8 protein-coding genes and 1 tRNA gene are annotated in these 11,791 nt (G+C 55.2%); 7 read left to right on the forward strand and 2 right to left on the reverse strand.

Features of this window, described 5'->3' with window-relative positions; genetic code table 11:
* Positions 1-102 precede the first annotated feature (102 nt).
* The 4 genes from KO492_RS08630 (at position 103) to KO492_RS08645 (ending at position 3,232) form a co-directional block, all read left to right on the forward strand.
* Entirely contained in the window at positions 103-1,575 is a 1,473-nt protein-coding gene (locus tag KO492_RS08630) for a flagellin (protein WP_216044576.1), read from the forward strand.
* An 87-nt stretch (positions 1,576-1,662) separates the two neighbouring features.
* Positions 1,663-2,037, forward strand: coding sequence for a flagellar biosynthesis regulator FlaF (flaF, locus tag KO492_RS08635; protein ID WP_303578304.1), 375 nt, complete (start codon positions 1,663-1,665; stop codon positions 2,035-2,037).
* Positions 2,034-2,441, forward strand: a complete 408-nt coding sequence (gene flbT, locus KO492_RS08640; RefSeq protein WP_216044577.1) for a flagellar biosynthesis repressor FlbT — start codon at positions 2,034-2,036, stop codon at positions 2,439-2,441. The genes flaF and flbT overlap by 4 nt, the downstream gene beginning before the upstream one ends.
* On the forward strand, positions 2,438-3,232 hold the full coding sequence (locus KO492_RS08645; protein ID WP_216044578.1) for a DUF1217 domain-containing protein: 795 nt from the start codon (positions 2,438-2,440) through the stop codon (positions 3,230-3,232). The genes flbT and KO492_RS08645 overlap by 4 nt, the downstream gene beginning before the upstream one ends.
* 109 nt (positions 3,233-3,341) lie before the next feature.
* On the opposite strand, the gene KO492_RS08650 is transcribed toward KO492_RS08645, so the two are convergent.
* A tRNA-Leu gene (locus tag KO492_RS08650) sits at positions 3,342-3,428 on the reverse strand.
* 143 nt (positions 3,429-3,571) lie between these two features.
* Between KO492_RS08650 and KO492_RS08655 the strand changes: the two genes are divergently transcribed.
* The gene (locus KO492_RS08655; protein WP_216044579.1) at positions 3,572-4,558 is read left to right on the forward strand and encodes a complex I NDUFA9 subunit family protein; all 987 of its coding nucleotides are present in this window, start codon (positions 3,572-3,574) and stop codon (positions 4,556-4,558) included.
* A gap of 66 nt (positions 4,559-4,624) precedes the next feature.
* Here the strand turns inward: KO492_RS08655 and KO492_RS08660 are convergent, their stop codons facing one another.
* Positions 4,625-5,428 (reverse strand): undecaprenyl-diphosphate phosphatase, encoded by an 804-nt coding sequence (locus KO492_RS08660; RefSeq protein ID WP_216044580.1) that lies wholly within the window; start codon positions 5,426-5,428, stop codon positions 4,625-4,627.
* A 228-nt stretch (positions 5,429-5,656) separates the two neighbouring features.
* Between KO492_RS08660 and KO492_RS08665 the strand changes: the two genes are divergently transcribed.
* Both KO492_RS08665 and gltB read left to right on the forward strand, forming a co-directional pair.
* On the forward strand, positions 5,657-7,090 hold the full coding sequence (locus KO492_RS08665) for an NAD(P)-dependent oxidoreductase (RefSeq protein ID WP_216044581.1): 1,434 nt from the start codon (positions 5,657-5,659) through the stop codon (positions 7,088-7,090).
* Positions 7,091-7,234: 144 nt separating this feature from the next.
* Positions 7,235-11,770: a glutamate synthase large subunit gene (gene gltB, locus KO492_RS08670; RefSeq protein WP_216044582.1), complete on the forward strand. Its 4,536-nt coding sequence runs from the start codon at positions 7,235-7,237 to the stop codon at positions 11,768-11,770.
* The last annotated feature ends 21 nt before the right edge of the window (positions 11,771-11,791 follow it).

Raw genomic sequence — 11,791 nt, forward strand, 5'->3', positions numbered from 1 at the left:
ACCCGTAATCAGTCAGAATGACGATCCTGAAACCGCCCGTTGTGGCGGACCTCAAAACTTATGCGGCGCAAAATGCGCCCCTAGATCAAAGGAAACTATGCTATGTCCAGCATTCTGACCAACAACGGCGCAATGGTTGCGCTGCAAACCCTGAAAACCATCAACTCCGATCTCTCCAAGACCCAGAGCATGATTTCAACGGGGAAAGAAGTTGCTTCTGCGAAAGACAATTCCTCCGTATGGGCGATCTCCAAAGTGATGGAAGCAGACGTCGCCGGGTTCAATGCGATCTCGGACAGCCTGTCTCTGGGCGAATCCACACTTGCCGTAGCTTCTGAAGCGGCCGAAACGGTGACCGACCTTTTGACCGACATCAAGGCAAAGGTGGTTGCCGCCCAAGAAGAAAACGTTGATCGCGAAAAAATCCAGACCGACATTGATGCGCTCGTTGGTCAGGTCAAATCGGTGGTCGGTGCGGCACAATTCAATGGCCTCAACTTGGTCGAAGGAACCGAAGACGTCAATATTTTGTCCTCTTTGGATCGTGCGTCTAATGGAAGCGTTGCCGCATCTGAAATTACCATTAACCGTCAAGACCTGTCTACGAATCTTGGTTCTTATGGCGGAGGGACAGTAAGTCTGAATGGGAACGGCACCGTGTCGGGTTCTACCGTGTCAGCCGTTGCAAATGCCGCGACAATTACGGTGGGCCACGACGCAGCATCAAGCTATACAGTTACGGTTGGTAATAAATCCGTCACTGTAGAGGCCGGTGCTGACGCAGCTGCCACGGATGGTGCTATTGCTGCTGCAATCAATGGCCTCGGGATCGATGGGGTGTCTGCAACAGTCACTGGCACCCCCGGACAGGTTGAAATGGCCTCGACGCTCGCTTTCGAAGATGTGGAGGTTTCCGTTTCTGCAAGCGGGATCGGTACCATGGATGTGGACACCAACACAATCAGCCGACGCGCTGAGACTATTACATTTACTCAGGGAACCAAAGTAAACGACGGCGATTCTTATCGTGTTAAATTTAATGGCAGTAACTACGATTACATTGCCGGCAAGGGCGAAACGATGGAGGACGTTGCGCGCGGCTTGAAAATCGCAATCGACTCTGCGGGCATTGAAACTGTGTCCACGAAAGTGACGCAGAACGACGCGGGCGAATGGCAACTCAACATTGATAACTCTGGTGCCGATGTTACTGACCTTGCTCTTGTGGGTGAAGATGGCGGGACGGCTTCGGGAGGATTGTTTGGCCTTGAAAATCTTGATGTCACCACTGATTTCGGGGCCGAAAACGCCCTTGGCATGGTTGAGACGCTCATCAACAATTCTGTTGATGCCGCTGCGGAGTTTGGTTCTGCACAAGGGCGGATTGAAACGCAGTCAAGCTTTATCTCCAATCTGACCGATGCGCTCACTTCCGGCATTGGCGCTATGGTGGATGCCGATATGGAAGAGGCTTCCGCAAAGCTGCAAGCGCTGCAAGTGCAACAACAGCTTGGCGTACAATCGCTTTCCATCGCCAACCAGTCGCCGCAAACCATCTTGTCGCTCTTCGGCTAAAAGACGTTTTCCGGGCGCAATTTGCGCCCGGAATCCCCTGCGGCAAAAGCCGCGCGTTGAAATTCATTGTCACCGGAAGGATACGACGTGAACGCTCTTCAAATGGCCCGAACGGCCTATTCCAATACCGCCGCCCCGATCAAAACGCCTCGAGGCACCGAATATGAAGCATTTGCAAGAATTACGCATCGTCTTCACGAAACATCAGGGAATAAGAAAAATTCATATGCGGCCTATGTAAAAGCACTTCACGATAATCGTCGTCTTTGGACGCTTCTCGCGTCTAATGTCGCTGAGAAAGAGAATAAACTTCCCGCAAACCTTCGTGCGCAGATTTTTTATCTTGCACAGTTCACCGCCAAACACACATCCGACATTCTCTCAAAGAAAGCTGATGAAAGTGCCTTGATTGAAATTAATACTGCAATCATGCGCGGTCTTCACAAGGAGGGCCATAAATGAGTGGTCTTGTCCTCAAGCTTGCTCCTAAAGAGCGCATTCTAATCAACGGTGCTGTCATTGAAAACGGGGAACGTCGCTCGCGATTTTCCATTGTAACACCCAATGCGAATATCTTGCGTCTCAGAGATGCAATTCATCCTGAAGAGGTAAACACACCGGTGCGGCGCGTGTGTTATATCGCTCAGCTCGTATTGTCAGGTGATGCTGATCCTCAAGATGCCAAGACGCAATTGATGCGTGGGGTTGAACAGTTGAGCCAAGTTCTAACTGATTCAGACAGTCGAAAAATACTCGGTAGAGCAACTTCTGAAATCCAGTCAGAACAATATTACCAAGCCCTAAAATCACTACGCAGTCTGCTTCCCAGAGAGGCAAGGCTATTCTCAAGTGGAGATTGCCAATGACATATCAACCTATCATCCCATTCAGCGGTTATGCGGGATGGGTTGTTCTGCAAAACACCAAAGAAAATCAGCAGGCTGCATTCAATCAATCCGTGACAATGCAGCGGGAGGTGGAGTATTTCCGCGAGAACATTTCCCAAATTACTTCTGCTGAAGATCTTGTGTCCGACTATAAGCTTTTGAAGGTTGCTCTTGGCGCATTTGGCTTGGATGACGATATCAACAATAAATTTTTTATTGAAAAAGTTCTCAATGATGGGACTTTAAATTCGGATTCTCTAGCCAATAAATTGACTGACAAGCGATATCTGGAATTCTCTGAGGCTTTTGGCTTTGGAGACTTCGAAACTCCCAATACGGTGCAAAGCGCATTTCCTGATGAAATTATATCAGCCTATCAAGAAAAACAATTTCAGATAGCTGTCGGAGAGCAAAACGAGGATATGCGACTCGCCTTAAATCTGAAGGATGAACTTTCCACGCTTGTCGCAAAAGACACCACAGACAATGGAAGATGGTACTCGGTCATGGGTAACGAAGCCATGCGAACCGTTTTTGAAACGGCTTTAGGATTGCCGAGTTCCATAAGTAACCTCGACCTGGATCAGCAACTCACAATCTTCCGCGACAAAGCCGCCCAATATTTTGGGGACACAGAAATTACGCAATTTGTGAATCCAGAAAGCCAGGAAGATCTAATTAAACTATTTCTCATACGGGCTGAATTGAATTCAGGCACTAGTAGTACTTCCAGCGCATCAAATGCCTTGGCTCTTTTGTCGGCATCCTGATTTTTAAGGTGACTCGGTAAATTGGTGCTGTGTGATCTGAAGTGTTGGAATGGCTTAGGTGTAAAAGTCTTAAATCTGACTTTTTGCTTATATCAATATTGGGATATTGTGGTGCCCAGAAGAGGACTCGAACCTCCACGTCCATACAGACACCAGCACCTGAAGCTGGCGCGTCTACCAATTCCGCCATCTGGGCACAGATGTCGTGAGGCAGCGATGTAATGATGAACGCGGATGGTGTCAACGGCGTTTTTGAGGTTTTTGCTATGAGCAATAGCGTCTTGTTCATTTCCGCGCTAAAAGCTAAGGAAAAGCGACAATTTGGCATTGGAGATGCAGATGACGAAATTGGTCACCATCTATGGCGGCGCTGGCTTTGTCGGGCGATATATCGCCCGTCGTATGGCAAAGGAGGGTTGGCGTGTTCGCGTTGCAGTACGCCGTCCCAATGAGTCGCTTCATGTGAAGCCCTACGGGGCGGTCGGACAGGTCGAGCCGGTATTTTGCAACATTCGCGATGATGAGTCGGTGCGTGCTGCGATGGTCGGCGCGGATGCTGTTGTGAACTGTGTCGGCGTTTTGACGGAACGCGGCAAGAACTCTTTTTCTGCCGTGCAGGCCGAAGGAGCGGGACGCGTTGCGCGACTGGCGGCCGAACAGGGTGTTGCCCGAATGGTTCATCTGTCAGCGATTGGTGCGAATGCCGATTCGGCGTCGGAATATGCGCGGAGCAAGGCCGAGGGTGAAGCCAAAGTGCTCGAGTCTTTCCCGAATGCGGTGATCCTGCGTCCGTCGGTGATCTTCGGGCAGGAAGATGCATTCTTTAACCGTTTCGGCAAAATGGCAGAGAAAAATATGATCTTGCCGCTTGTTGGCGGGGATACAAAATTCCAGCCGGTTTATGTCGATGATGTTGCGCGCGCCGCTGTGGCTGGTGTGTTGGGGCAGGCTGAGGCTGGCGTGTATGAGCTGGGCGGGCCGGATGTGGATACGCTCAAAGGGCTTATGGGTGATATGCTCGAAGCCATTCACCGCAAGCGTTTGATCGTCAATTTGCCGTTCTGGGTTGGCAATCTCATGGCGATGGGCTTCTCGGTGCTTCAATTCCTGACGCTCGGATTGTTCCACAATGGCGTTCTGACGCGGGATCAGGTGAAGAACTTAAAAGTGGACAATGTCGTTTCCGAAGGGGCAAAAGGTTTTGCTGACCTCGGGATCAAGCCGACTGCGTTGCAAGCGGTGCTTCCTGATTACATGTGGATCTATCGTCCGTCGGGTCAGTATGATGCCATTCGAGAAAGCGCAAAGAACCTTCGCAATATCTGATTTTTCAGAGATTCGGGTATGAGGGCGCGTCCTGCGGGGCGCGCTTTTTCATTTTCGAATAGTGTCTTAGCTGTAGGATATGGCCAGAAGGGCAAGGCCGAGCAGCACGCGGTAAATCACATACGGCGTAAAGCTTACCGATTTGAGCAGGCGCATCATCAGGATCAGGGCAAGAAGGGCTGCGACAAAGGCGAAGACCGCGCCGATTGCTGCGTCTTTCAGCATCGCCCAATCCGCCTCGCCAATGACTTCTGCTCCCAATAGAATGCCCGAGGCCATAATGGTCGGGATCGACATGAGCATGGCGATCTTGGCGCCGTCTTGGCGTGTGTATCCCATCGCGCGCGCGCCTGTGATGGTGATGCCGGAACGTGATGTGCCGGGGATCAGGGCGATGGTTTGCCATAGGCCCAGTTTGACCGCGTCTTTCAGGGACCAGTCGGCTTCTGTTTTGGTCTCGGGGCCTTTTTGATCGAACCAATACAGCACAATGCCAAAGATGAGCATGGTCCAGCCGATGACGGTCGGGCTGCGCATGGCGTCGGACAGGCCCGTGACTTTGAGGATGAGGCCGATCACGATCACAGGGATTGTGGATACCAGAAGCAGAAAGGCGAGTTTCGAGCCGGGTGTATCGGTTTTTCCGGTGAGCATTCTTGGAGTGCCGGCCAGTCCGATGCGGACGTCGCGCCAGAAATAAAGGATCACCGCGCCAAGCGTGCCGATGTGAACGGCAACATCTATGGCCTGCCCTTGATCCTGTGCGCCCATGACGAACGGCAAGAGAATCAGGTGTCCTGAGGAAGAAACCGGAAGAAATTCGGTGATGCCCTGCACGATCGCAACGACAAGTAGATAGAACAGGCTCATAATAACTCCTTAACGGTCTCTCATTAAGAAAGCATAAACTTATGTGGAATCAATAAGAAGGATATTGTTATGTAAGCAATGCTGACTCATTTTGGGGCACAAACACTGGGCGCCTGGGTTTAACTTGCGCAAAAAACAAAAAATAAGACAGCACTTCTGACTTTTCTTTTCCCCGAACTCCTTATAATGAGGGACGAACTCATAACCAACCTTCGGAGATGTGGTGTCATGGCGAAAGAGCCGATGCTCAAATTCGTGTCGGTAGGCAGGGACATGCCAACCAAGCGGGACGCGGAAGATCGGAAAGACGATTTTCTGGAAATCTACGGCGAATTCGTCGAAGCCAAGGCTGAAGAGCAGGCTTCGCGCTGTTCGCAGTGCGGTGTGCCCTTTTGTCAGGCCCATTGCCCTTTGCATAACAATATCCCCGACTGGCTGCGTCTGACTGCCACCGGACGGCTGAAAGAAGCTTACGAGCTGTCTCAGGCCACCAATACCTTCCCTGAAATCTGTGGCCGTATCTGCCCGCAGGACCGTCTGTGTGAAGGCAATTGCGTGATCGAACAATCCGGCCACGGCACAGTGACGATTGGTTCTGTCGAGAAATACATCACCGATACCGCGTGGGAAGAGGGCTGGGTCGAACTGATCAAGCCTGCCGTCGAGCGCGAGGAAAGCGTGGGCATCATCGGTTCCGGTCCGGGTGGTCTGGCTGCCGCCGATCGTCTGCGCCGTGCGGGTCTCAAGGTCACGGTTTACGAACGCTCTGATCGCGCTGGTGGCTTGATGATGTATGGTATTCCGGGGTTCAAACTGGAAAAAGACATCGTTTTGCGGCGTGCGAAACAGCTTGAAGACTCCGGTGTTGAATTCGTGCTGAATTGCAATGTCGGGGAAGACATCTCCTTCGACGCGATCCGTGGTAAACATGACGCCGTCCTGATTGCGACAGGCGTCTACAAATCCCGCGACCTGAGAGGGCCGGGGGCCGGTGCAGAGGGGATCGTGAAAGCGATCGACTACCTCACCTGTTCCAACAAGGTCGGTTTTGGGGATGACGTCGAGGAATATCAAAACGGCGAGTTGAATGCCAAAGGCAAGAAGGTTGTCGTGATCGGCGGCGGGGACACGGCGATGGACTGTGTGCGCACCGCAATCCGTCAGGGCGCGACCTCCGTGAAATGTCTCTACCGTCGCGACCGTGCCAACATGCCGGGCTCGCAGCGCGAGACACAAAATGCCGAGGAAGAAGGCGTTGAATTTGTTTGGCTTTCCGCGCCGAAAGGCTTTGTGGGCGATCCGGTCACAGGCGTGATGGTGCAGAAAATGCGCCTCGGCGCGCCTGATGCTTCGGGGCGGCAAACGCCGGAAGTGATCGAGGGGGCCGACTATGTCGAAGAGGCCGATCTGGTGATCAAGGCCCTCGGTTTCGAGCCGGAAGACCTGCCCGAGCTTTGGGGCGTGAACGATCTGGAAGTGACCCGCTGGGGCACGGTTATGGCCGATTTCCAGACCCACGCGACCAACCTCGAAGGTGTCTATGCCTGTGGCGACATCCAGCGCGGGGCTTCGCTTGTGGTCTGGGCGATCCGCGATGGCCGTGAGGCCGCCGATGCGATGGTCGCCTATCTCGATCAGAGCGCGGCCGTGGCAGCCGAATGAGTTCTCTCGGGGCGCTTTGAAGCGGTCGGCAACACGTCGGACAAGTGTCGGACATTTGTCGGGCACACCTTCGGCTCCCCCGAGACGGAAGTTTTCTAAAAGGACAACAGTCCTGACCCACCAGATGAAGGAAGGGTTAATACCATGACAAAGTTTGATGCTAACTGGGCCGCCCGCGAAGAGGCAAAACGCCAGTGGATGGCGGAGCACGGGCTGTTCCGCGAAGATGATGAACATTCCTCCTGCGGCGTGGGGCTTGTGGTCTCCGTCGACGGGAAGAAATCCCGCAAGGTCGTTGAGAACGGCATCGCGGCGCTCAAAGCGATCTGGCACCGTGGTGCTGTGGACGCGGACGGAAAGACCGGTGACGGTGCCGGTATCCACGTCCAGATCCCGCACCACTTCTTTGGCGATCAAATCCGCCGCACGGGTCACGAAGCGCGCCATGACGAACTTCTGGCCGTGGGTCAGGTCTTTCTGCCGCGCACGGATTTCGGCGCACAAGAGACCTGCCGGACCATCGTGGAGAGCGAAGTGCTCCGCATGGGGTATTACATCTACGGCTGGCGCCACGTTCCGGTGAACACGGAATGTCTGGGCGAAAAAGCCAACGCGACACGGCCTGAAATCGAACAGATTCTCATCTCCAACTCCAAGGGCGTGGATGAAGAGACCTTCGAGCGCGAACTCTATGTGATCCGTCGTCGGATCGAAAAAGCCGCACAGGCCGCAGGCGCGCGCGACCTTTATATCTGTTCGCTGTCCTGCCGCTCGATTATCTACAAAGGCATGATGCTCGCGGAACAGGTGGCCGTGTTCTATCCGGACCTGATGGACGAACGCTTCGAGTCCGCTTTTGCGATCTATCACCAACGCTATTCCACCAACACTTTCCCGCAGTGGTGGCTGGCTCAACCGTTCCGCATGTTGGCGCATAACGGCGAGATCAACACGCTCAAAGGCAACACCAACTGGATGAAGTCGCACGAGATTCGTATGGCGTCTTCGACCTTTGGTGACATGGCCGAGGACATCAAGCCGATCATCCCGCAAGGCTCATCCGACTCCGCAGCTCTTGATGCGGTGTTCGAAGTTCTGGTGCGCGCGGGGCGCTCTGCGCCTATGGCGAAAACCATGCTGGTGCCGGAAGCCTGGTCCAAAAACGCCGAAGAACTGCCGCAAGCGTGGCGCGATATGTATTCCTATGTGAACTCCGTGATGGAGCCTTGGGACGGTCCGGCCGCACTTGCCATGACCGATGGCCGCTGGGTCTGTGCCGGTCTTGACCGCAATGGCCTGCGTCCTATGCGCTATGTGGTGACAGGCGACGGGCTTGTCATCGCAGGGTCCGAGGTGGGCATGGTGCCGACCGACGAGGCGACTGTTGTGGAAAAAGGCGCGCTTGGTCCGGGTCAGATGCTGGCCGTGGATATGGCCGAAGGTAAGCTCTATCACGACATGGAGATCAAAAACCGTCTGGCTAATTCCCAGCCCTTTAGCGACTGGGTCGGCAAAATTGTTGATCTGGAAACAGAGCTCTCTGGCATTGACGAAACGCCGATCTTCTCCGGTGCCGAGCTGAAAAAGCGTCAGATCGCGGCGGGTTATACGATTGAAGAATTGGAGCAAATTCTTGCGCCGATGGCGGAAGATGGCAAAGAGGCGCTGGCCTCGATGGGGGATGATACGCCCTCTGCCGTTCTGTCGAACAAATACCGCCCGTTGAGCCATTTCTTCCGTCAGAACTTCTCGCAGGTCACCAACCCGCCGATTGACTCCCTGCGCGAATATCGCGTGATGTCGCTCAAGACTCGGTTCGGCAACCTCAAGAACGTGCTCGACGAGGACAGCAGCCAGACCGAGATTCTCGTGCTGGACAGCCCCTTTGTCGGCAATGCGCAATTCGACGCGCTCAAGACGCATTTCAATGCGCCGATGACGGAAATCGACTGCACCTTCCCTGTGAACGGCGGGCCGAATGCCTTGCGTGAAGGTCTGGACCGTATTCGCGCCGAGGCCGAAGAAGCCGTGCGCTCCGGCGGCGGGCACATCATTCTGAGCGACAAGAAGCAGAATGAAGAGAAGGTCGCGATGCCGATGATTCTTGCGACTTCGGCTGTGCATAGCTGGCTGACGCGCAAGGGGCTGCGGACTTTCTGTAGCCTTGGGGTGCGTTCTGCGGAATGTATTGATCCGCATTATTTCGCGGTGCTGATCTCCTGCGGTGCGACCATCGTGAACGCCTATCTGGCCGAGGATTCGCTTGCCGACCGGATCGAACGCGGGCTGCTGGATTGCACGCTGACCGAGGCCGTTGAACGCTACCGTGCCGCTGTGGATGCGGGTCTGTTGAAGATCATGGCGAAGATGGGGATTTCGGTGATTTCCTCCTATCGCGGCGGTCTGAATTTCGAGGCTGTGGGCCTGTCCCGCGCGATGGTCAACGAATTCTTCCCGGGGATGCACAGCCGGATTTCCGGTATCGGCGTCGGTGGCATTCAGCACAAGCTGGAAGCCGTGCACAAACAGGGCTGGCTTGGTGGCAACACCCTGCCGATCGGCGGCTTTTACAAGTCGCGCAAGACGGGCGAGACCCATGCGTGGGAAGCGCAGTCGATGCATATGCTTCAATCGGCCTGCGACCGTGCGTCCTATGAGATGTGGAAGCAATATTCCGCGAAGATGCAGTCCAACCCGCCGATCCATTTGCGCGATCTGCTGGACTTCAAACCGCTTGGCAAACCGGTGCCGATCGAAGAGGTGGAATCGATCACGTCGATCCGCAAACGCTTTGTGACGCCGGGGATGTCTCTGGGCGCGCTCTCGCCCGAGGCGCACCGCACTTTGTCCATCGCGATGAACCGGATCGGGGCGAAATCCGACTCCGGTGAGGGCGGCGAAAGCCCCGATGATTTCACGCCGGAACCCAATGGCGACAATGCCTCGGCCAAGATCAAACAGGTGGCGTCGGGCCGTTTCGGTGTGACGGCAGAATACCTGCTTCATTGTGAAGAGCTGGAGATCAAGGTCGCGCAAGGTGCGAAACCGGGTGAGGGTGGTCAGCTTCCGGGGATGAAGGTCACAGACCTCATTGCCAAGCTGCGGCACTCGACCAAAGGCGTGACGCTGATCTCGCCGCCGCCGCACCACGACATCTACTCCATCGAAGACCTTGCGCAGCTCATTTACGATCTGAAACAGATCAACCCGAAGGCGAAAGTCACGGTGAAACTCGTGGCCTCCTCCGGTGTGGGCACGATTGCCGCAGGTGTGGCCAAGGCGAAAGCGGATATCATCCTGATTTCCGGCCACAATGGCGGCACAGGGGCATCGCCTGCGACGTCGATCAAATTCGCAGGTCTGCCGTGGGAAATGGGCCTTACCGAGGCGCATCAGGTGCTTGCCATGAACAACCTGCGCGAGCGTGTGACGCTGCGCACGGATGGCGGTTTGCGCACGGGGCGTGACATTGTCATGGCCGCGATGCTGGGTGCCGAGGAATATGGTATCGGCACCGCCGCGCTCATTGCGATGGGCTGTATCATGGTGCGTCAGTGTCAGTCGAACACCTGCCCTGTGGGCGTGTGTACGCAAGACGACGACCTGCGGGCGAAGTTCACCGGCAATGCCGACAAGGTTGTGAACCTCATCACCTTCTACGCGCAGGAAGTGCGTGAGCTTCTGGCCTCTTTGGGGGCGCGCAGCATCGACGAAGTCATCGGTCGCGCCGACCTTCTGACGCAGGTCTCCCGTGGCTCGGCGCATCTCGACGATCTCGATCTGAACCCGCTTCTGATCACCGTCGATGGCTCTGACAAAATCGTTTACGACCGCTCCAAGCCGCGCAACGCGGTGCCGGACACGCTGGATGCGCAAATCGTCTCGGATGCGGCGCGGTTCCTCAACGAGGGCGAAAAGATGCAACTGTCCTACGCGGTGCAGAACACGCTGCGGACCATCGGGACACGCACATCGAGCCATATCGTGTCGAAATTCGGTATGCGCAACAACCTCCAGTCGGATCACCTGACGGTCAAGCTCACCGGCTCTGCTGGTCAGTCGCTCGGCGCTTTTGCGGCTCCGGGTCTCAAGATCGAAGTGTCCGGCGATGCCAACGACTATGTGGCCAAAGGCCTGTCGGGCGGGACCGTTGTGGTGCGTCCGCCGATGCATTCTCCGCTCGTCGCCGATCAGAACACGATCATCGGCAACACCGTGCTTTACGGTGCGACGGACGGTTACCTCTTTGCCGCGGGCCGCGCGGGCGAGCGTTTCGCGGTGCGGAACTCCGGTGCGAAAGTGGTGATCGAGGGCTGCGGCTCTAACGGGTGTGAATACATGACCGGCGGGATCGCTGTGATCCTCGGCAAGATTGGCGCGAACTTCGGGGCCGGTATGACCGGCGGCATGGCCTATCTCTACGATCCGGACGGGGTGGCCTCCGATCTCATCAATCCCGAGACGCTTGTGACCTGTTCGGTCGGGGTGGATCATTGGGAGAACGAGTTGAAGGATCTCATCGAGCGTCACGCCAAGGAAACCCATTCGATCAAGGCCAAAGAAATCCTCGATCACTGGGAAGAGGAAAAAGGCAATTTCCTTCAGGTCTGCCCGAAAGAGATGCTCGTGCACCTGCCTGTGCCGCTTACCCTGGAAAAGGGCGCCATTCCGGCCGAGTGAATTTGACACAAACACTGCTTA

The organism is Celeribacter halophilus (genome assembly GCF_018860305.1).
Classification (GTDB): Bacteria; Pseudomonadota; Alphaproteobacteria; order Rhodobacterales; family Rhodobacteraceae; genus Celeribacter; species Celeribacter halophilus_A.